The organism is Halomonas sp. CKK8, from assembly GCF_029625235.1.
Lineage (GTDB): Bacteria > Pseudomonadota > Gammaproteobacteria > Pseudomonadales > Halomonadaceae > Halomonas > Halomonas ventosae.
Genome location: NZ_CP121193.1, coordinates 3,370,360 through 3,391,292, shown reverse-complemented (window position 1 = coordinate 3,391,292; position 20,933 = coordinate 3,370,360). Strand labels below are relative to the sequence as shown.

Annotated in this window: 20 protein-coding genes; 11 read left to right on the top strand and 9 right to left on the bottom strand. The window is 68.5% G+C overall.

The window, feature by feature from the left end; all coding sequences use genetic code 11:
- Positions 1-18: 18 nt before the first annotated feature.
- A complete protein-coding gene (gene acnA, locus P8934_RS15955; RefSeq protein ID WP_278031907.1) occupies positions 19-2,763 on the bottom strand; it encodes an aconitate hydratase AcnA in 2,745 nt (914 codons plus the stop codon).
- A 185-nt stretch (positions 2,764-2,948) separates the two neighbouring features.
- Between acnA and P8934_RS15950 the strand changes: the two genes are divergently transcribed.
- Positions 2,949-3,158 (top strand): CPXCG motif-containing cysteine-rich protein, encoded by a 210-nt coding sequence (locus P8934_RS15950; RefSeq protein ID WP_278031906.1) that lies wholly within the window; start codon positions 2,949-2,951, stop codon positions 3,156-3,158.
- Between the two features lie 56 nt (positions 3,159-3,214).
- Entirely contained in the window at positions 3,215-4,165 is a 951-nt protein-coding gene (trxB, locus tag P8934_RS15945) for a thioredoxin-disulfide reductase (RefSeq protein WP_278031905.1), read from the top strand.
- 251 nt (positions 4,166-4,416) lie between these two features.
- On the opposite strand, the gene P8934_RS15940 is transcribed toward trxB, so the two are convergent.
- Positions 4,417-4,662 (bottom strand): SlyX family protein, encoded by a 246-nt coding sequence (locus tag P8934_RS15940; RefSeq protein WP_106231443.1) that lies wholly within the window; start codon positions 4,660-4,662, stop codon positions 4,417-4,419.
- A gap of 101 nt (positions 4,663-4,763) precedes the next feature.
- On the opposite strand from P8934_RS15940, the gene P8934_RS15935 reads away from it, so the two are divergent.
- Positions 4,764-5,228: a cold-shock protein gene (locus P8934_RS15935; protein WP_106231396.1), complete on the top strand. Its 465-nt coding sequence runs from the start codon at positions 4,764-4,766 to the stop codon at positions 5,226-5,228.
- 78 nt (positions 5,229-5,306) lie between these two features.
- On the opposite strand, the gene P8934_RS15930 is transcribed toward P8934_RS15935, so the two are convergent.
- The 7 genes from P8934_RS15930 to map all read right to left on the bottom strand — a co-directional run bounded on the left by P8934_RS15930 (position 5,307) and on the right by map (position 13,093).
- Positions 5,307-5,693 carry a hypothetical protein gene (locus P8934_RS15930; protein WP_278031904.1) on the bottom strand — a complete coding sequence of 129 codons (387 nt, stop codon included), beginning with the start codon at positions 5,691-5,693 and terminating at the stop codon, positions 5,307-5,309.
- Between the two features lie 7 nt (positions 5,694-5,700).
- Positions 5,701-6,873 (bottom strand): succinyl-diaminopimelate desuccinylase, encoded by a 1,173-nt coding sequence (dapE, locus tag P8934_RS15925; protein WP_278031903.1) that lies wholly within the window; start codon positions 6,871-6,873, stop codon positions 5,701-5,703.
- Positions 6,860-7,885 carry a 2,3,4,5-tetrahydropyridine-2,6-dicarboxylate N-succinyltransferase gene (gene dapD / locus P8934_RS15920; protein WP_278031902.1) on the bottom strand — a complete coding sequence of 342 codons (1,026 nt, stop codon included), beginning with the start codon at positions 7,883-7,885 and terminating at the stop codon, positions 6,860-6,862. The genes dapE and dapD overlap by 14 nt, the downstream gene beginning before the upstream one ends.
- Before the next feature lie 42 nt (positions 7,886-7,927).
- Positions 7,928-8,266: an arsenate reductase gene (locus tag P8934_RS15915; RefSeq protein ID WP_278031901.1), complete on the bottom strand. Its 339-nt coding sequence runs from the start codon at positions 8,264-8,266 to the stop codon at positions 7,928-7,930.
- Positions 8,260-9,465: a succinyldiaminopimelate transaminase gene (dapC, locus tag P8934_RS15910; RefSeq protein WP_278031900.1), complete on the bottom strand. Its 1,206-nt coding sequence runs from the start codon at positions 9,463-9,465 to the stop codon at positions 8,260-8,262. The genes P8934_RS15915 and dapC overlap by 7 nt, the downstream gene beginning before the upstream one ends.
- A gap of 144 nt (positions 9,466-9,609) precedes the next feature.
- Positions 9,610-12,291 (bottom strand): [protein-PII] uridylyltransferase, encoded by a 2,682-nt coding sequence (locus P8934_RS15905; protein WP_278031899.1) that lies wholly within the window; start codon positions 12,289-12,291, stop codon positions 9,610-9,612.
- 10 nt (positions 12,292-12,301) lie between these two features.
- Positions 12,302-13,093 (bottom strand): type I methionyl aminopeptidase, encoded by a 792-nt coding sequence (map, locus tag P8934_RS15900; protein WP_278031898.1) that lies wholly within the window; start codon positions 13,091-13,093, stop codon positions 12,302-12,304.
- Positions 13,094-13,378: 285 nt separating this feature from the next.
- Between map and rpsB the strand changes: the two genes are divergently transcribed.
- The 8 genes from rpsB (at position 13,379) to rseP (ending at position 20,868) form a co-directional block, all read left to right on the top strand.
- Positions 13,379-14,125, top strand: a complete 747-nt coding sequence (gene rpsB / locus P8934_RS15895; protein ID WP_106231403.1) for a 30S ribosomal protein S2 — start codon at positions 13,379-13,381, stop codon at positions 14,123-14,125.
- Positions 14,126-14,262: 137 nt separating this feature from the next.
- On the top strand, positions 14,263-15,132 hold the full coding sequence (tsf, locus tag P8934_RS15890; protein WP_278031897.1) for a translation elongation factor Ts: 870 nt from the start codon (positions 14,263-14,265) through the stop codon (positions 15,130-15,132).
- A gap of 115 nt (positions 15,133-15,247) precedes the next feature.
- Positions 15,248-16,015 carry a UMP kinase gene (gene pyrH / locus P8934_RS15885; RefSeq protein WP_106231405.1) on the top strand — a complete coding sequence of 256 codons (768 nt, stop codon included), beginning with the start codon at positions 15,248-15,250 and terminating at the stop codon, positions 16,013-16,015.
- A gap of 4 nt (positions 16,016-16,019) precedes the next feature.
- Complete coding sequence (gene frr, locus P8934_RS15880; RefSeq protein WP_133637842.1) at positions 16,020-16,577, top strand: ribosome recycling factor; 558 nt, start codon at positions 16,020-16,022, stop codon at positions 16,575-16,577.
- Between the two features lie 118 nt (positions 16,578-16,695).
- Positions 16,696-17,487, top strand: coding sequence for a polyprenyl diphosphate synthase (uppS, locus tag P8934_RS15875; protein WP_278031896.1), 792 nt, complete (start codon positions 16,696-16,698; stop codon positions 17,485-17,487).
- A 4-nt stretch (positions 17,488-17,491) separates the two neighbouring features.
- A complete protein-coding gene (locus P8934_RS15870) occupies positions 17,492-18,292 on the top strand; it encodes a phosphatidate cytidylyltransferase (protein ID WP_278031895.1) in 801 nt (266 codons plus the stop codon).
- The gene (ispC, locus tag P8934_RS15865; protein WP_278031894.1) at positions 18,289-19,470 is read left to right on the top strand and encodes a 1-deoxy-D-xylulose-5-phosphate reductoisomerase; all 1,182 of its coding nucleotides are present in this window, start codon (positions 18,289-18,291) and stop codon (positions 19,468-19,470) included. The genes P8934_RS15870 and ispC overlap by 4 nt, the downstream gene beginning before the upstream one ends.
- Before the next feature lie 39 nt (positions 19,471-19,509).
- Positions 19,510-20,868: a sigma E protease regulator RseP gene (gene rseP, locus P8934_RS15860; RefSeq protein ID WP_278031893.1), complete on the top strand. Its 1,359-nt coding sequence runs from the start codon at positions 19,510-19,512 to the stop codon at positions 20,866-20,868.
- Positions 20,869-20,933: the final 65 nt, after the last annotated feature.

Below are 20,933 nucleotides of genomic sequence, written 5' to 3'. Positions count from 1 at the left end.
GCTGCGGGGCCTTTTCGGTCAGGCGGCGCCGATCATCTTGCGCAGCACGTAGTGGAGTATGCCGCCATGGCGGTAGTACTCCAGCTCGTTGGCGGTATCGATGCGGCACAGCGCCTCGAGCTTCTTCTCGCCCTTGTCGGAGGCGATGGTCACCTTGACCTTGCCCCCCGGGGTGAGCTCACCGAGCCCCTCGATGGAGACCGTCTCGTCACCGGTCAGGCCCAGGGTCTTGCGGCTCTCGCCCTCCGGGAACTGCAGCGGGACCACGCCCATGCCGATCAGGTTGGAGCGGTGGATGCGCTCGTAGGACTCGGCCAGCACCGCCCGCACCCCGAGCAGGCGGGTGCCCTTGGCGGCCCAGTCGCGGGAGGAGCCGGTGCCGTACTCCTTGCCGGCGATCACCACCAGCGGCGTGCCCTCCTGCTGGTACGTCATGGCGGCGTCGTAGATGGCCATCTGCTCGCCGGAGGGCACGTGGCGCGTCTCGCCGCCGACCACGCCATCCAGCATCTCGTTCTTGATGCGCACGTTGGCGAAGGTGCCGCGCATCATCACCTCGTGGTTGCCGCGCCGCGAGCCGTAGGAGTTGAAGTCCACCGGCTTGACGCCACGCTCCTGCAGGTAGCGTCCGGCGGGGCTGTCGGGCTTGATGGCCCCGGCCGGGGAGATATGGTCGGTGGTCACGGAGTCGCCCAGCATGGCCAGTACCCGGGCGTCCTTGACGTCCTCGATGGCGGGAGGCGTGCGCCCCATGCCCTCGAAGAAGGGCGGATGCTGGATGTAGGTGGAGTCCTTCGACCACTGGTAGACCTTGCTCTGCGGCACCTCGATGGCCTTCCAGGTCTCGTCGCCGTCGAACACCTCGGCATACTCCTTGCGGAACATCTCGGTGTTGACCTGCTCCACGGCCTCGGCGATCTCCGCCTGGCTGGGCCAGATGTCCTTGAGGAAGACCGGCTGGCCGTGATGGTCGATGCCCAGGGGGTCACGGCTCAGGTCGAGCTGGACGTTGCCGGCCAGGGCATAGGCCACCACCAGCGGCGGCGAGGCGAGCCAGTTGGTCTTGACCAGCGGGTGCACCCGGCCCTCGAAGTTGCGGTTGCCCGAGAGCACCGAGGCCACGGTCAGGTCGCCCTCCTCGATGGCTTCCTCGATGGGGCCTGCCAGGGGGCCGGAGTTGCCGATGCAGGTGGTGCAGCCGTAGCCGACCAGGTTGAAGCCCAGGGCATTGAGGTCATCCTGCACGCCGCCGGCGACCAGGTAGTCGGTGACCACCTTGGAGCCCGGCGCCAGGGAGGTCTTCACCCAGGGCTTGGTGTGCAGGCCCTTCTCGCGGGCCTTTCGAGCCAGCAGGCCGGCGGCCATCATCACGCTGGGGTTGGAGGTGTTGGTGCAGGAGGTGATGGCGGCGATCACCACGGCCCCCGGGTTCAGCCGGAAGGCCTCGCCGTCGAGGTCCACGTCCTGGCTGTCGTGGTGCTCGTAACTCTCCTCGACGCCCACGGCGGTCTGGCCGCCCTCGGAGAACAGCCGGCCCTTCTCGGTGGAGGGAAGCGATTTGCCATCGTCCTCCATGACCCGGGCGAAGGCCGTCTTCATGTCCTTGAGCGCCACCCGGTCCTGGGGCCGCTTGGGGCCGGCCAGGCTGGCCTCGACCTCGGTCATGTCCAGCGCCAGGGTGTCGCTGAAGATGGGCTCGTCGCCGGGCTCGCGCCACAGCCCCTGGGCCTTGCTGTAGGCCTCGACCAGCGCCAGCTGGGCATCGTCGCGGCCGGTCAGGCGCATGTAGGTCAGCGTCTCGTCGTCCACCGGGAAGAAGCCACAGGTGGCGCCGTACTCCGGGGCCATGTTGGCGATGGTGGCGCGGTCGGCCAGCGGCAGGTCCTTGAGGCCGTCGCCGTAGAACTCGACGAACTTGCCCACCACGCCCTTCTTGCGCAGCATCTCGGTGACCGTCAGCACCAGGTCGGTGGCGGTGATGCCCTCGCGCAGCTTGCCGGTGAGCTTGAAGCCCACCACCTCGGGGATCAGCATCGAGACCGGCTGACCGAGCATGGCCGCCTCGGCCTCGATGCCGCCCACGCCCCAGCCGAGCACGCCCAGGCCGTTGATCATGGTGGTGTGGGAGTCGGTGCCCACCAGGGTGTCCGGGTAGGCCAGCGTCCGGCCGTCCTGCTCCTTGCTCCAGACGGTCTTGCCCAGGTACTCGAGGTTGACCTGGTGGCAGATGCCGGTGCCGGGCGGCACCACGCGGAAGTTGTCGAACGCCTGCTGGCCCCAGCGCAGGAACTCGTAGCGCTCGTGGTTGCGCTCCATCTCGATGGCCACGTTGTCCTTGAACGCCGTGGGGTTGCCGAACTTGTCGACCATCACCGAGTGGTCGATGACCAGCTCCACCGGCGACAGCGGGTTGATGCGGGCCGGGTCCTCGCCGAGGGACTCCACCGCGGCGCGCATGGAGGCCAGGTCGACGACCCCGGGCACGCCGGTGAAGTCCTGCATCAGCACCCGCGCCGGGCGATAGCCGATCTCGCGGTCGGAGTGGCCCTGCTGCTGCCAGTCGACTAGCGCCTGCATGTCCTCGCGGGAGACGCTCTCGTCATCGGCGAAGCGCAGCTGGTTCTCCAGCAGGGTCTTCAGGGTCTTGGGCAGGCGGTCGATGTTGCCAAGCGCGTCGGCGGCCTTCGCCAGGCTATGGTAGTGGTAGGTCGTGCCGCCGGCGTCCAGCGTCTGCAGGGTATCCGGTGTGGACTCGTTGCTCATGCTGTCTGTCCTCCTTTCGCATCGCGGGGAGTGAGGGCACCATCCTGGTACCATTCTGATTACATGGTCATGATAGTTGGCCTTTTCAAGCGCCGCCCGGGGAGCGTGGCGGTCGGGCGCCCTTGAAATGCCGTCCCAGCCCCCTCATATTGCTGCGATACGGCACGAGGGTTCCGGGAGGCCCGATGCACGAAGAACAGCTGACGTCGCGTCGCGTGCACTGTCCCTACTGCGATGCCCCCTTCGACCTGCTGGTCGACCCGAGCCAGGGCAGCCACGTCACCTGGGAGGATTGCCATGTTTGTTGTGAGCCTATCCAGGTGCGGGTCGACGTTGACCTGCAGGATGAAAGCGCCTTCCAGATGACCCTGGGGAGCGACGACGACGTGCTGTAGGCTCTCCCGCCGGGCGTCGCCCACCCGATTCAACTCGATTCACTACGAGGTCCTCCATGAGCGATGCGCGTCACGAACGCCTGATCATCCTGGGCTCCGGCCCCGCCGGCTACACCGCGGCCGTCTATGCGGCCCGGGCCAACCTGAAGCCCCTGCTGATCACCGGCATCCAGGCCGGCGGCCAGCTGACCACCACCACCGACGTGGACAACTGGCCGGGCGACGAGTCCGGCGTCCAGGGGCCCGAGCTGATGGAGCGCATGAAGCGCCATGCCGAGCGCTTCGATACCGAGGTGCTCTTCGACCATGTCCACGAGGTGGATCTGCGCAATCGCCCCTTCACGCTCAAGGGCGACAACGGCACCTACACCTGTGACGCCCTGATCATCGCCACCGGTGCCAGCGCCCGCTACCTGGGCCTCGAGTCGGAGCAGAAGTTCATGGGGCAGGGGGTCTCGGCCTGTGCGACCTGTGACGGCTTCTTCTATCGCAACCAGGAGGTGGTCGTGGTGGGCGGCGGCAATACCGCCGTGGAGGAGGCGCTCTATCTCTCCAACATCGCCTCCAAGGTGACCCTGGTGCACCGCCGGGATAGCCTGCGCGCCGAGAAGATCCTCCAGGACAAGCTGTTCGAGAAGGCCGAGAACGGCAACGTGGTGCTGGAGTGGAACCAGACCCTGGACGAGGTGCTGGGCGACAACAGCGGCGTGACCGGGGTGCGGCTCAGGTCCACCGAGAGCGGCGAGACCAAGGAGATCCAGGCGCCCGGGCTCTTCATCGCCATCGGCCACAGCCCCAATACCGGCATTTTCGAGGGCCAGCTCGAGATGGCCGGCGGCTATATCCGGGTCCAGTCCGGCCTCGACGGCAATGCCACCGCGACCAGCGTGCCGGGCGTGTTCGCCGCCGGCGACGTGATGGATCACGTCTACCGCCAGGCCGTGACCTCCGCCGGCACCGGCTGCATGGCCGCGCTGGACGCCGAACGTTACCTCGACGAGTTGTAAGCGCCCTTCGGGCAGCGCCAAGCCGCAAGCGCCGAGCGCCAAGCTGATCGATTACAGGCGGTAGGTATTGAGGCAGAAAACTAGAAGCCCCGCCGGATACCCGATCCGGCGGGGTTTCTAGTTGTTGCCGGCCATGACGGCGGCATCATCCTGCTCGGCGCTCGGCGCTCGGCGCTCGGCGCTCGGCGCTCGGCGCTCGGCGCTCGGCGCTCGGCGCTCGGCGCTCGGCGCTCGGCGCTCGGCGCTCGGCGCTAGTAGTGCGGCGGCACCTCGTCCCCGGGGCCAGGCGTCGCCGTGTCGTTTTCCTGCAGCGCCCGCTGCTGGTCGCGCAGCCGTTCCGTCATCAGTGCATTGAGCCGTTCGAGCTGCGATAGCCGCTGCTCCTGGCCGGCCACGGCCGCGTCCAGGGTGTCGAGCCAGTGCTCCTGGTAGGCGATACGGCTCTCCAGGGCCTCGAGGCGCCGTGCCAGCTCGACAGGCGTCGTATCGGTGCTCATGGTAGAATCCTCGCGCTGGGTGTCGCCGTTCATCGTGGCACCTTCATGATCATGATGGTTTCTTCCTTCCTTTCACCCCGACAAGAGAGTCTTACAGGTCCATGAATCGAAAGGTCGTGTTTCGTTGCAGTCTCATCAGCCTGCTGCTGGCCGCGCCGGCCCCGCTGCTGATTGCCTTGTTCGTCCATCTCACCGGCGGCGTGCTGTCCCGTGAGCTGTTTTCCAGCCTCCAGGTCGGCGGCGTGGCCGTGGTCTATTTCGCCGCCGCCGCCGCGGTCTTCCTGGTACTGCTGGTTGCCACCCTGGCGGTCAACGCCCTGACGCCCCAGCTGGTCAACCTGGCCGAGGTCGAGGACGACGATCGCGAGATCGGCGAGGTCAAGTGGTTCAACGTCAACAAGGGCTATGGCTTCATCACCCGTGACGACGGCGAGGATGTCTTCGTGCACTTCCGTGCCATCCGCGGGCGGGGGCACCGCACCCTGGCCGAGGGCCAGAAGGTGCGCTACCACGTCATCCAGAACGAGCGGGGGCTGCAGGCCGACGACGTCACCGTGATTACGTGAATCGAAGCGCCTGCGCTCGACGTGTTGTCTCACTGCCAACGACATCGCCCCGCACCTGCGGGGCGATGTCGTTTCGGGCTACTGCCCCGAGTCGGGCCAGTCGATCGCCTGCTCGGTGCCGTCGGGCAGCACCTGCAGGAAGCGGTCCGGGTCGTCGCCGGGCTGCCAGCCGCCCAGCGAGCAGCGCACCTCGCAGCCCAGCCGGGCGGCGGCGTCCCGGGCACAGGCCGCATCGGTCGCCCAGGGTGTCTCCGGGCTGTCGAGCCACAGGCTCGCGAAGCCGTCGGCGGCCTTCTCCACCACCAGCACCGGCACCCCGCCGGCATCGGCGTGGCCGAGGGTGCGCCACTGGCGCTTGCCCGCGGGCGACAGCGGCTCGGCGCCGATGGCCTGCTGAAGCCAGGCGTCCAGACGCGCGATGTCGCAGTGGGCCAGGTAGATCTCGATATCGGGGTAGGATTGCATGGGCGCCTCAGGGCCGGGCCGTGCCGTTGACGAAGAGTCTGGCGAGGATCGCCTCGTAGACACGGCTGAGGTCATCGAGGTCCGAGGCCAGCACCCGCTCGTTGACCTGGTGGATGGTGGCATTGCAGGGGCCGAGCTCGACCACCTGGCTGCCCAGGGTAGCGATGAAACGCCCGTCCGACGTGCCACCCGCGGTGGAGAGCTCGGGGCGGTGGCCCAGGGCATCCTCCACGCCACTGACGGCGGCCTCCACCAGCTCGCCCTCGGCGGTGAGGAAGGGCTCGCCGTTGAGCGTCCAGTCCAGGTGGTAGTCGAGGCCATGGGCCTCGAGCAGCGCCTCGGTGCGTTGCTTCAGTTGCTCGTGGGTCACCTCGGTGGAGAAGCGGAAGTTGAACACCACCTCGACGTCGCCGGGGATGACGTTGGTGGCGCCGGTGCCCGAGCGGATGTTGGAGACCTGGAAGCTGGTGGCGGGGAAGAAGGCGTTGCCGGCGTCCCAGTGCTCCCGTGCCAGGGCGTCCAGCGCCGGCAGCGCCTGGTGGATGGGGTTGCGCGCCAGGTGCGGATAGGCCACATGGCCCTGGATGCCCTTGACATGCAGCACCCCGCCCAGCGAACCGCGTCGACCGTTCTTGATCACGTCGCCGAGACGGTCGGTGGAGGAGGGTTCGCCGACGATGCAGTAGTCGAGCCGGTCGTGGGTCTCGCGCAGGTGCTCGACCACGGCCCGGGTGCCGTCCACTGCCGGCCCCTCCTCGTCCGAGGTGATGAGGAAACCGATCCGCCCGTGGTGATCCGGATGGGCGGTCACGAAGCGCTCCACCGCCGTGACCATTGCCGCCAGGCTGCCCTTCATGTCGGCGGCCCCTCTGCCCCGCAGCATGCCCGCCTCATCGATGTACGGCTCGAAGGGCGGGAAGTCCCAGCGGGGTTGGGGGCCGCTGGGCACCACGTCGGTGTGGCCGGCGAAGGCCAGCAGGGGCCCGTGGTGCCCGCGGGTCGCCCAGAAGTTCTCCACGTCACCGAAGGGCAGGCGCTCGACCCGGAAGCCGAGCGCCTCGAGGCGCTCGATCATCAGCGCCTGGCAGCCCAGGTCATCCGGCGTTACCGAGGGGCGCCGGATCAGCTCGAAGGCGAGCTGCAGGGTCGGGGAAAGCGCGATCGGCTCAGTTGTTGGCATGCAGCGCCTCGTTGAGCGCGATGGCGCTCTTGTTGGTGAGGCACTCGATGCGACCGTTCTGGGAGTTGCGGCGCAGCAGCAGGTCGTGCTGGCCGGCCAGCTCACGGGCGGCCACGGTCTCGACCTCCTGTCCCTGGTCGTCGAGCAGGGTGACCTTGGCCCCGGCGGTGATGTAGAGGCCGGCCTCCACGGTGCAGCGGTCGCCCAGCGGGATGCCGATGCCGGCATTGGCGCCGATCAGGCAGCCCTCGCCCACCTTGATGACGATGTTGCCGCCGCCGGACAGGGTGCCCATGGTGGAGCAGCCGCCCCCGAGGTCCGAGCCCTTGCCGACCATCACGCCGGCGGAGATGCGCCCCTCGATCATGCCAGGCCCCTCGGTGCCGGCGTTGAAGTTGACGAAGCCCTCGTGCATCACCGTGGTGCCCTCGCCGAGATAGGCGCCCAGGCGCACCCGGGCGGTATCGCCGATGCGCACGCCGGCGGGCACCACGTAGTCGGTCATCTTGGGGAACTTGTCCACGCAGTCCACGGAGAGCGCTCGCCCTTCCAGGCGGGCCTTGAGGCGGCGTGCGGGCAGCTCCTCGATGTCGATTGCCCCCTCGTTCGTCCAGGCGATGTTGCGCAGCAGGCCGAACATGCCGGTGAGGTCCAGGCCGTGGGGCTTCACCAGGCGGTGGGAGAGCAGGTGCAGCTTGAGGTAGACCTCCGGGGCGCTCTGGGGCGGGGTGTCCACGTCCAGGAACATGGCCACCAGCGGGCGGCAGCTCGTGGCCAGGGACTCGGCCAGTTCGGCCTGTTCCTCGTGGCCGGCGGCCTTCAGCGCGCCGGCAAGCTCCGCGCACTGCTCGGGCAGGAAGCTGACCGCGGCGTTGCCGGCAGGTGCGTCGAGTACCTTGGCGGCGGCGGCCACCAGGTCGGCATCGGGGTCCAGCAGTGGTGCCGGGTAGTAGATCTCCAGCCAGTCGCCCTGGGTGTTCTGGGTGCCGATTCCGAGTGCAAAGCTCAGCATGGGGTGATGTCCTCTGGAAGCGTGGGGAGGGCTTGGCGGGCCCTAGAGTGAGTCGTAGTCGCCGTCGCGGTAGCCGACGAGGATCTCGTCGCCGGTATCGAGCAGCGGGCGCTTGAGCAGGGTGGGGTGGGCCAGCATCAGCTCGCGGGCCTTGTTGGCGTCGATGTCGGCCTTCTCCTCGTCATCGAGCTCCCGCCAGGTGGTGCTGCGCCTGTTGAGCACCTCCATGACCGGCACCCGGTGCAGGATGTGCTCCAGCAGCGGGGCCGAGAGGCCGTCCTCGCGCAGGTCATGGATCTGGTAGGGGAGACCCCTGCCGTCCAGCGCCTTGCGGGCGCGGCGACAGGTGTCGCAGTTCTTGATCACGTAGAGCGTCAGCATCGGGGACTCCTCTCGATGAAGCGGCGGATGCGCCAGGCGGCCTCCACCGTGGCCTCGACCTCGGCGACCAGTGCCAGGCGCAGCCGCCCGCTGCCGGGGTTGGTGCCGCTGCTGCCGACACGGCCCATGTAGCTGCCGGGCAGGACGCTGACGTTCGCCTCGGCATGGAGCGCACGGGTGAAGGCCTCGTCGTCCCCGCCGGGCACCGCCGGCCACAGGTAGAAGCTCGCCTCGGGGGTGGGGAAGTCCATCACCGGGGCGAGGACCTCGGTCACTGCGGCGAAGGTCTCGCGGTAGGCCTCGCGGTTGGCGCGCACGTGGGCCTCGTCGTTCCAGGCGGTGATCGAGGCCTGCTGCACGGGCAGCGACATGGCGCAGCCGTGATAGGTGCGGTAGCGCCGGAACGGGGCGATGAGCTCGGCGTCGCCGGCGACGAACCCGGAGCGCAGCCCCGGCAGGTTGGAGCGCTTGGAGAGGGAGTGGAACACCAGGCAGCGCCGGTAGTCGTGGCGACCGAGGCGTGCGCAGGCCTCGAGCAGACCCGGCGGCGGGGCGGCCTCGTCCAGGTAGAGCTCCGAGTAGCACTCGTCCGAGGCGATCAGGAAGTCATGCTCATCGGCCAGGGCGATGAGCTTCTCGAACTCGGCCAGTGGCGTCACCGCACCGGTGGGGTTGGCCGGCGAGCAGAGGAACACCAGCTGGACGTCGCGCCAGGTCTCGGCGGGTACGCCGTCCAGGTCCGGCCGGAAGCCGCTCTCGGCCGTGGCGTCCAGGTAGAGCGGCTCGCCGCCGGCGAGCAGGGTGGCGCCCTCGTAGATCTGGTAGAAGGGGTTGGGCATCGCCACCCTGGCCGGTCGGGTGCGGTCCAGCGCCGCCTGGACGAAGGCGAAGATCGCCTCCCGGGTGCCGTTCACCGGCAGCACCTGGGTCTCGGCGTCGAGGCCCGCCAGGGCGAAGCGTCGCATCGCCCAGCCGGCGATCGCCGCACGCAGCTCGGCCGTCCCGGCGGTGGCGGGGTAACGGGCGAAGTCCTGGCGGTGGGCGGTGAGCGTCTCGAGGGCCGCCGCGAAGGGCGCGAGACGGGGCTCGCCAATGGTCAGCGGGATGTGCGTGAGTCCCTCGGGCGGCGTCACGCCGGCCTTGAGGGCGGCGAGCTTCTCGAAGGGGTAGGGCTTGAGCGCGTCGAGGTCGGGGTTCATGGCGGTCCAGATGCGCCTGGGACAGAAGCAAGCGTCCGGCGTCGTTGTCGTTGGTGGCCCGCGTGCCGGTGGCGCGCGGGCGGGCAGGGCGTCGATTATAGGGAAGCCCCGGGGCGGCCTCAAACGCCGGCCCGGCGGGCGGCGTCAGCCGGGGATGGCGAGGACCTCGATGAGGCGCTCGCGCAGGCGCTGCTGGCGTCCCGGGTCGGTGAGCGGCGCCCCGGCCTTGTCGGTGATGAAGAAGACGTCCTCGACCCGCTCGCCGAGGGTCGCGATCTTGGCCGCCGACAGCGCGATGTCCTGCTCCATGAAGATGCGTCCCACCCGGGCCAGCAGGCCGGGGCGATCAGGCGCGACGAGCTCTAGCAGGGTGCGCTCGTTGGCCGGGTCCTGCTCGATGCTGACCTCGGTGGGTACCCGGAAGTGCTTGAGCTGGCGAGGGGTGTGCCGGGTAACGATCTGCGGGTAGTCGTCCGGGTCGTCGAGCTCCTCCACCAGGTGGCGGCGGATCTCCTCGATGCGCTCGCGGTCGCGGATCGCCTGGCCGTGGTCGTCCAGCACGATGAAGGTGTTCAGTGTCCAGTCGTTGCTGGAGGTGGCGATGCGGGCGTCGTGGATCGACAGCCCCAGCTGGTCCATGGCGGCGGCGGTGGCGGCGAACAGGTCGTCCACCGAGCGGGTGTGGATGAACACCTTGGTGCCCCCCTCGGCCATGTCGTCGGTGGGGGCATTGATCAGGATCAGCGGCAGCTGGCTGTCGCCATGGTCGAGGATGCCCTGGGTCTGCCAGACGATCTCGCTGGGGGCGTACTGCAGGAAGTAGTCCTCGCCCAGCGATTCCCAGAGCCGGTCGACCCGGGCCATGTCGGCGCCCACCGAGGCGAGCAGCGAGTGGGCCTCGCTGCGCGTCTCCCGGACCCAGTCGTCGCGCTCCAGGGGATTCTCCAGCCCCCGACGCAGGGCGCGCTTGGTCTCGCTGTGCAGCTGGCGCAGCAGCGAGGCCCGCCAGCCGTTCCATAGGGTCGGGTTGGTGGCGGTGATGTCGGCCACCGTCAGCACGTAGAGGTAGTCGAGCCGCGTCTCGTCGCCCACCAGGCGGGCGAATTCGGCGATCACGTCGGGGTCGGTGATGTCGCGCTTCTGGGCGACCATGGACATCATCAGGTGGTGCTCCACCAGCCAGCTGACCAGGCGCGTGTCGCGGCTGGAGAGCCCATGGCGCTCGCAGAAGGCCTCGGCATCCCGGGCGCCCAGGGTCGAGTGGTCGCCGCCGCGTCCCTTGCCGATGTCATGGTAGAGGCCGGCGATCCACAAGAGCTCCAGCTTGGGGAGCTGGTGGATCAGGTTGGCGGCGACCGGGAACTCCTCCTTCGCCTCGGGCTTGCGGAAGCCGTGGATGCACTTGAGCAGGCGCAGCGTATGGGCGTCCACCGTGTAGATGTGGAAGAGGTCGTGCTGCATCAGCCCCACCGCCTGGCCGAACTCGGGCAGGTACTTGCCGAGCACCCCATAGCGGTTCATGCGCCGCAGCTGGCGGGCAACGTTGCCGCCCGAGCGCAGCAGGGCCATGAACAGGCTCTGGTGGCGAAGGTCGTCGCGATAGAGGTCATCGATCTGGTGGCGGTGGTCGCGGATCAGGCGGATGGTATCGGCACGCACCCCCTCGATCTCCGGGTGCTCGGCCATCAGCAGGAAGAGCTCGAGGAGTGCCGAAGGGCGCCGGCGGAAGACATGGCGCGAGCGGGCCTGGATATACCCCCCCTTGATCTCGAAGCGCTCGTTGAGGGGCACGGTGGTGAGCGCCTCGCCGGCGTGCAGGATCGCCTCGTCGAAGTGCTGCAGCAGCATGTCGTTGAGCCCGGCCAGCGCCGTGACATGGCGATAGTAGCGCTTCATGAACTGCTCCACGGCCAGGCGCTCCGGGGTGTCGCGATAGCCGAACAGCTCGGCGATGGTGCGCTGGTGGTCGAACAGCAGGCGGTCCTCGGCGCGGTCGGTGAGCATGTGCAGGGCGTAGCGCACCTGCCACAGGAAGGCCTGGCCCTGGCTGAGGATGCGCAGCTCCGGATCGTTCATGAAGCCGCCGGCGACTAGGTCCTCGTAGCGCTGGGTGCCGAAGTGGCGCTTGGCCACCCAGCCGATCATCTGGATGTCGCGCAGCCCGCCCGGCGAGCTCTTGATGTTGGGCTCGAGGTGGTACTCGGAGTTGTTGTAGCGGTAGTGACGGCTGATCTGCTCCTGCCACTTGGCCTCGAAGAAGCGGTCCGCCGGCCACAGCCGGTCGGTGGACAGGCGTGCCTGCATCGCCTCGCGCAGGTGCTCGGGCCCGGCCAGGGTACGGGTCTCGAGCAGGTTGGTGATCACCGTCACGTCGGCCTCGGCCTCGCGCTCGCAGTCGGCGAGCGAGCGCACGCTGTGGCCGATCTCCAGGCCGATGTCCCACAGGAAGGTGATGAAGGCCGTCAGCGGCTCGCGATACGGCGTGTCGTCGTCCTGCTCGAGCAGCAGCAGCAGGTCGATGTCGGAGTGGGGGTGCAGCTCGCCGCGGCCGTAGCCGCCCACGGCGAGCAGCGCCACCCCGTCGTCGGGCCAGTCGTGCTGCTCCCAGGCGATGGCCAGCAGGCGGTCCAGGCACCAGGCCCGGCCGTGCACCAGGTCGCGGATGTCGGCACCGGCGCGGAAGCGCTCGTCAAGCCGGGCCTGGATGCCACGCAGCGCCGCCTTGAAGGGGGCGATCGGCGAGCGCTCGCCGGCGAGCTCGGCGCGGAAGGCGTCGACAGCGAAGAGGCTGTCGTCGGGGACGAAACGGTAGTGGTGCAGGAGCATGGCGATCGACTCAGCGGTCGAGGAAGGAGAGGTCTTCGTCGTGGCGGGCGGTGAGCACCTCCACCCCCGTCGCGGTGACCAGCAGGGTGTGCTCCCACTGGGCGGTCAGGCTCCTGTCCTTGGTCACGGCGGTCCAGCCGTCGCGCAGCACCTTGGTGCGATGGTCGCCGACGTTGATCATCGGCTCGATGGTGAAGCACATGCCTTCCTCGAGGGCGATGTCGGCCTCGGGGGCATAGCCGTCGTAGTGCAGGATCTGGGGATCCTCGTGGAAGCCGGCGCCGATACCGTGCCCGCAGAAGTCACGCACCACCGAGTAGCCGTTGGCCTCGGCGTGGGACTGGATGGCGCGGGCCAGTTCCGAGAGGTGCACGCCCGGGCGCACCAGGGCGATGCTGCGGTAGAGGCACTCCTGGGTGACCCGGCACAGGCGCTCGCCCTGGATGGTCTCGCCGATGATGAACATCATGCTGGAGTCGCCGTGATAGCCGTCGGCGGTCTTCACGGTGATGTCGATGTTCATGATGTCGCCCTTCTTGAGCTTCTTGGCGTCATCGGGGATGCCGTGGCAGACCACGTGGTTGATCGAGGTGCAGATCGACTTGGGGAAGCCGTGGTAGTTGAGCGGCGCCGGGGTAGAGCCCAGTTCGTCGACGATATAGTCGTGGCAGAGCCGGTCCAGCTCGCCGGTGCTCACGCCGGCCTTCACGTGGGGGATGATCATCTCGAACACGCTGGCGGCCTGGCGGCCCGCCTCGCGCATCTTCTCGATCTCGTCGGGCGTCTTGATGGGTACGTTCATGGAATCTCGGATCAGGGGTGGTGTCGCCCGGATGGCGGCGGGCTCGAGCATCGGACGACTTCATCTCGGAGGTCATCCATGGTATAAAGCTGCGCGCTTTCCTGCAATCGCGGAGCCAGCCGACCCGTCGGCGCCTCGGCGAGGTCCGGGAAGCGCGCTCAATCACCAATGCAATGCCTTGAAATCACACATGCACCGTCACATGGTCCCGGGTGCTGCCGGTTGCTCCGGCGGTCGGATCCATGGGGTGCGTGGAGGCCTAACCCGATTTTCCAGGAGTCATCCATGGCACACGTCAACATGCGTGACCTGCTGAAGGCAGGCGCTCACTTCGGTCACCAGACCAAGTACTGGAACCCGAAGATGAGCAAGTTCATCTTCGGCGCACGCAACAAGATCCACATCATCAACCTCGAGCACACCCTGCCGGCCCTCAACGAGGCCATCGACGTGGTCGAGAAGATGGCAGCGGCCAACAACAAGATCCTGTTCGTCGGCACCAAGCGCAGCGCGAGCAAGATCATCAAGGAAGAGGCCAATCGCGTCGGTCAGCCGTTCGTCAACCACCGCTGGCTCGGTGGCATGCTGACCAACTACAAGACCATCCGCGTCTCCATCAAGCGCCTGCGCGACCTCGAGACCATGCACGAGGACGGCACCTTCGAGAAGCTGACCAAGAAGGAAGTGCTGATGGCGACCCGCGAGCAGGACAAGCTCGAGCGGTCCGTGGGTGGTATCAAGGAAATGGGCGGCCTGCCCGATGCCCTGTTCGTGATCGACGTCGACCATGAGCGCATCGCCATCAACGAGGCGAACAAGCTGGGCATTCCGGTCATCGGCGTGGTGGATACCAACTCCGATCCCGATGGCGTCGACTACGTGATCCCGGGCAACGATGACTCCATCCGCGCCATCCAGATCTACGTCAAGGCCATCGCCGACGCCTGCGCCCGTGCGAAGGAAGGTCGTCCCGACGAGTTCGTCGAGGTCACCGACGCCGAAGAGAGCCAGAGCGACGCCGCCGCCGAGTGATCGTCGGCCCGCCTGGGCCGGTTGCCGTGCCGTCACTCCGGTGGCGGCCCGCCGGACAGGCGCAAGGGGGCTCAGGCCCCCTTTCTTCTCTTCTTTCCGCTACCCATTCCAGGTCGAACCATTCAGAGGACACTACCATGGCAGCTATCAGCGCCTCCCAGGTCAAGGAACTGCGCGAGCGCACCGGGCTCGGCATGATGGAGTGCAAGAAGGCACTCACCGAGACCGATGGTGACATCGAGCAGGCCATCGAGAACCTGCGCAAGAACTCTGGCCTCAAGGCCGCCAAGAAGGCCGGCCGCACCGCCGCCGAGGGCACCGTGGTTACCCGCGTGGCCGACGACGGCAGCTACGGCGTGATGGTCGAGATCAACTCCGAGACCGACTTCGTGGCCCGTGACGACAACTTCAAGGCCTTCGCCGAGAAGATCGCCGACGCCTTCTTCGCCGCCAAGAGCGAGGACGTGGCCGCCGTCATGGACGGCGAGCTCGAGACCGCCCGCGAGCAGCTGGTGCAGAAGATCGGCGAGAACATCGGCGTGCGTCGCAGCGTCGTGGTCGAGGCCGGCGCCGGCAACCTGGTCGGCGAATACGTCCACGGCGGCCGCATCGGCGTGCTGACCGTGCTCAAGGGCGGCAACGCCGAGGTGGCCAAGGACGTCGCCATGCACGTCGCCGCCATCAACCCGGCCGTGGCCCGTCCCGAGGACATGCCGCAGGAGCAGCTGGACGCCGAGAAGGCGATCATCCTGGCCCAGCCCGACATGGCCGGCAAGCCCGAGCAGATCGCCGAGAAGATGGTCCAGGGCCGCCTGAAGAAGTACCTGGCCGAGAACAGCCTGACCGAGCAGCCCTTCGTCAAGAACCCCGACCAGTCCGTGGCCGAGTTCGTCAAGGCGGCCGGCGGCGAGGTGGTCGGCTTCACCCGCTTCGAGGTGGGCGAGGGCATCGAGAAGGAAGAGGTCGACTTCGCCAAGGAAGTGATGGAACAGGCCAAGCGCAGCTGAGGTCGCATGTTCCAGTGTGAAGATGGCGTGCGCGCGAGCGCACGCCTTCGCGTATCCGGCCGGTGAATCCGGCCATCCACCAGGTCCCAAGCGTCGAGAACCCGGGAGATACCCCATGACCAGTGCCGATCACCCCGCCCCCAGCAAGCCCGAGAAGACCCGCGCCGAGGTGTCCAAGTACAAGCGCATCCTGCTCAAGCTCTCCGGCGAGGCCTTGACCGGGGATGCCGAGTTCGGCATCGACCCCAAGGTGCTGGATCGCCTGGCGCTGGAGATCGGCCAGCTGGTGGGGATCGGCGTCCAGGTCGGCATCGTCGTCGGCGGCGGCAACCTGTTCCGCGGGGCGGCCCTGCACGAGGCGGGCATGGACCGGGTCACGGGTGACCACATGGGCATGCTGGCCACGGTGATGAACGCCTTGGCCATGCGCGATGCCCTGGAGCGCTCCAACATCCGCTCGCGGGTGATGTCGGCGATTCCGATGAGTGGTGTGGTGGAGCACTACGACCGCCGGACCGCCATCCGCTACCTGACGTCCGGCGACGTGGTACTGTTCTCGGCCGGCACCGGCAACCCCTTCTTCACCACGGACTCCGCGGCCTGCCTGCGCGGCATCGAGATCGATGCCGACGTGGTGGTGAAGGCCACCAAGGTCGACGGGGTCTACGACAAGGACCCGGTCAAGCACCCCGATGCGGTCAAGTACGAGCAGCTGACCTATGATGATGCGCTCGACCAGAAGCTCGGGGTGATGGATTTGACCGCCATCTGCCTGGTGCGGGACCATGACATGCCGGTGCGGGTCTTCAACATGAACAAGCCGGGTGCCCTGCTGAACCTGGTGGTGGGTGGCAAGGAAGGCACGCTGATTGACAGAGGGTGAGACAGTGATCGACGACATCAAGAAGGATGCGCAGAGTCGCATGAAGAAGAGCCTCGAGGCCCTTCACCAGAACTTCAACAAGATCCGTACCGGTCGGGCGCACTCCAGCATCCTGGATGCCGTGACCGTGGAGTACTATGGTGGCCAGGTGCCGCTCAACCAGGTGGCCTCGATCAACGTCGAGGATGCCAGGACCCTGAGCGTGGTGCCCTGGGAGCAGCAGATGGTGCCCAAGATCGAGAAGGCCATCATGACCTCCGATCTCGGCCTCAACCCGGCGAGCGCCGGCAACGTGATCCGCGTGCCCATGCCGATGCTCACCGAGGAGACGCGCAAGGGCTACATCAAGCAGGCCCGCCAGGAGGCCGAGCACGCCCGGGTGGCGGTGCGCAACGTGCGCCGCGATGCCAACGGCGATCTCAAGTCGCTGCTCAAGGAGAAGGAGATCACCGAGGACGAGCAGCATCAGGCCGAGGAGGCGATCCAGAAGCTCACCGACAGCATCATCGCCGAGATCGACAAGGCGCTCGAGTCCAAGGAACACGACCTGATGCAGGTCTGATGACGGCGGGCGGCACCGGCGAACGGCGCCGCCGGCGACGGATCGCCCCTCGGCGAACCGCGGGCCAGGTGTCCGCGGTTCGTCGGTCTTCATGCTCTTACCCGCCATGCGAGACATCATGACGTCACCGCAGTCTCCCCGCCCCGGGGCCAGCCCCGACGACGGGTCCAGCGCCGGCGAGGCGCCCCTGCCGCGCCACGTGGCCATCATCATGGACGGCAACAACCGCTGGGCGAAGGCGCGTGGCCTGTCCGGCGTGCGTGGCCACCATGCCGGCGTCGAGGCGGTGCGCGCCGTCATCCGCCGCGCCGCCGAGCGCGGCATCGAGACCCTCACGCTGTTCGCCTTCTCCAGCGAGAACTGGAAGCGGCCCGCCAGCGAGGTCAATGCCCTGATGGAGCTCTTCCTCATGGCGCTCAAGCGCGAGGTCAGGAAGCTCCACCGGCACGGCATCCGCCTGTCGGTGATCGGGGACCGCAGCGGCTTCTCCGCCTCGATCCAGAAGCATATCGCCAGCGCCGAGGCGCTGACACGAGACAACACCGGCCTGCACCTGGTGATCGCCGCCAACTACGGGGGGCGCTGGGACATCGCCGGTGCCGCCCGGCGGCTGGCCGAGCGGGTCGCCGCCGGCGAGCTCGAGCCCGAAGCGATCGACGAACAGGCCCTGGACGAGGAGGTGAGCCTGTCCGGGGACGCCCCGGTGGACCTGTGCATCCGCACCAGCGGCGAGAAGCGCATCTCCAACTTCCTGCTCTGGCAGATGGCCTATGCCGAGCTGCATTTCACCCCGGTACTCTGGCCAGACTTCGATGGTGCCGCCTTCGACCGTGCCCTGGCCGACTTCCAGGGAAGACAGCGGCGCTTCGGCATGACCGATGAACAGCTCGAGGCGCAGCAGAGTGGCTAGCAACGTGCTCAGACAACGGATCCTCACCGCGGCCTGGCTGGTTCCCCTGGCCCTGTTCGGCCTGTTCGGCCTGGAGGGCGAGGGGTTCCGGCTGTTCACCGCCGCCATCGTGCTGCTCGCCGCCTGGGAGTGGGCCAACCTCGCGGGCATCACCTCGCCGGGCCGTCGCCTGCTCCCGGTGGCGGGTCTCGCCGTGCTGATGGCGCTGTGCTGGGCGAGCGGGGCCGTGCTGGCGGCCTGGCCGCTGTGGCTGGGTGCACTGGGCTGGCTGGCCAACCTCTACTGGGTGACCGGCTACCCCGCGCGCCTCGCGCAGTGGCGGTCGACCGGCATGCGCCTGGCGATGGGGCTCTGGGTGCTGCTGCCGACCTGGGTGGGCTTCAGCGTGCTGCGCGAGGGCGGTGCCGTCTGGCTGCTCTTCGTGCTGCTGCTGGTATGGGGCGCCGACATCGGCGCCTACTTCGTCGGCCGGGCCCTCGGCCGCCACAAGCTGGCCCCCAGCGTCAGTCCCGGCAAGACCTGGGAGGGCGTGGCCGGCGGCCTGGCCGTCACCGCGCTGCTGGCGGTCGGCTTCGCCACCTGGCAGGGCCTCGGCGTCGCCGGCGGCCTGGTGCTGCTGCTGGCCACGGCGGTGGTGACGCTGGCCTCGGTGCTGGGCGACCTGCTCGAGAGCATGCTCAAGCGCCATCGCGGCATCAAGGACTCCAGCCAGCTGCTGCCGGGCCATGGCGGGGTGCTCGACCGGGTCGACAGCCTGACCGCCGCGGTGCCGCTCTTCGCGCTGCTGCACGGGGGGCTGCTATGACCCTGCGTCGCGTGACCGTGCTGGGCGCCACCGGCTCCATCGGCACCAGCACCCTGGACGTGCTCGGCCGCCACCCGGAACGCTACCGGGTGCATGCCCTGACCGCCCACCGCTCCCGGGAGGCACTGCTGGCCCAGTGCCGACGCCATCGTCCGGCGGTGGCGGTGCTCGATGCCGAGGAGGATGCGGCCTGGCTGCGCGGGCAGCTGGCCGAGGCGGGGCTCGCCACTGAGGTGCGCGCCGGTCGCGAGGCGCTGGTCGAGGTCGCCGAGGCCCGCGAGGTGGATGCCGTGATGGCGGCCATCGTCGGTGCCGCCGGCCTGTTGCCGACGCTGGCCGCGGTGAAGGCCGGCAAGCGGGTCCTGCTGGCCAACAAGGAAGCCCTGGTGATGTCCGGGGCGCTGTTCATGGACGCCGTGACGCGCCATGGGGCGACCCTCCTGCCCATCGATTCCGAACATAATGCCATCTACCAGTGTCTACCCGTCGAGCACCGCGGCGGCCTGGGGCGTCACGGGGTGACGCAGCTGCTGCTGACTGCCTCGGGCGGTCCCTTCCGCGGCTGGTCGCGGGATGCCCTGGGCCGCGTGACCCCGGACCAGGCCTGCGACCATCCCAACTGGTCCATGGGGCGCAAGATCTCGGTGGACAGCGCCACCCTGATGAACAAGGGGCTCGAGCTGATCGAGGCGTGCTGGCTCTTCGATGCCCGTCCCGACCAGGTTCAGGTGGTGGTTCACCCCCAGAGCGTGATCCACTCCATGGCGGCCTACAGCGACGGCTCGGTGATTGCCCAGCTGGGCAACCCGGACATGCGTACCCCCATCGCCTACGGGCTGGCCTGGCCGGAGCGCATCGATGCCGGGGTGGAGGCGCTGGACCTCTTCCGGGTCGCGCGGCTCGACTTCGAGCCCGCCGACGAGGCGTCCTTCCCCTGCCTGCGCCTGGCCCGGGAGGCCATGGCCGCGGGCGGGACCGCGCCGGCGGTGCTCAATGCCGCCAACGAGGTGGCGGTGGAGGCCTTCCTGGCCGGTCGCCTCGGCTTCACCGATATCGACGAGCTGGTGGTGCGGGTGCGCGATGAGCGCCCCGTCGCGCCGGCCGGGGACCTCGAGACCATCCTCGAGGCCGATGTCCTCGCCCGGCGGGCGGCACACGCCTGGCTGGCGCGGCAATGATGCCCGCGCCTTCACGCAGTTGACTGCAAGGAGATTGCCTTGGGCCTGATCCAGAACGTGCTGGCCGTGATCGTGGTGCTCGGCCTCTTGATCACCTTCCACGAGTTCGGCCACTTCTGGGTGGCCCGGCGCTGCGGCGTGAAGGTGCTGCGCTTCTCGGTGGGCTTCGGCAAGCCGCTCTGGTCGCGCCGCGACCGCCACGGCACCGAGTTCATGGTGGCCGCCATCCCGCTGGGCGGCTACGTGAAGATGCTCGACGAGCGAGAGGGGCCCGTCGATCCCGCCGAGCGGCATCGGGCCTTCAACAACAAGACGGTCTGGCAGCGTATCGCCGTCGTCGCGGCCGGCCCCCTGGCCAACTTCCTGCTGGCCATCGTCGCCTACTGGGCGCTCTTCGTGGCCGGCACCACCACGGTGGCACCGGTGATCGGCAGTGTGGCGCCGGACTCACCGGCGAGCCGTGGTGGCCTCGAGGCGGGGCAGGAGATCACCGCGGTCCGCGGCGAGGCGGTGCGCTCCTGGGACGAGATCAACCTCAAGCTGGTCGCGGCCATCGGCGAGAGCGGCGAGCTCGAGGTGCAGGCCCGGGACGAGACTGCCGCCGACCCGCAAACCTATCGCCTGCCGGTGCAGGACTGGCTGGTGCGCCAGGATCCGCCCCGGCCGCTGCCGAGCCTGGGCCTGACCCCCTGGCAGCCCGAGATCCCGGCGGTGCTGGGCCAGGTGGTCGAGGGCGAGGCGGCCGCCGAGGCCGGACTGCGAGTGGGCGACGAGGTCGTCGCGGTGGACGGCGAACCGGTGGCGGACTGGATGGCCTTCGTCGACCGGGTCCGCGCCAGCCCGGGTGAGCCCCTCGACCTCGAGGTGCTGCGTGACGGCGAGCGCCTCGCGCTCACCGTCACGCCCGGCCGCAACGAGCTGGAGGAGGGCGTGGCCATCGGCTACATCGGCGCCGGCGTCGAGGCCGTCAGCTGGCCCGACGAGTACCGGCGCGAGATCCGCTACGGCCCGCTGGCTGCCGTGGGCCAATCGCTTTCGCGTACCGGCGAGATGACGGTGCTGACCCTGGGGGCCATCCGCAAGATGGTGGTGGGACTGATCTCGCCCTCGAACCTCTCCGGCCCCATCACCATCGCCCGGATCTCCGGCGACTCGGCCCGCGCTGGCCTGGAGAGTTTCATCAGCTTCCTGGCCTACCTCTCGATCAGCCTGGGGGTGCTCAACCTGCTGCCGATCCCGGTGCTCGATGGCGGCCACCTGCTCTATTACCTGGTCGAGGTGGTGCGGGGCCGCCCGGTGTCCGAGCAGGCCCAGGCCGTGGGCCTGCGCATCGGCCTGGCGCTGGTCGGTACCCTGATGCTGATGGCGCTCTATTTCGACCTGATGCGGCTCTGGTAGCCGGGCGCCGGCTTGTCAGTGGCCAGTACAAATGTATAAGGTGCCTGTCTGGACAGGACGGCAGA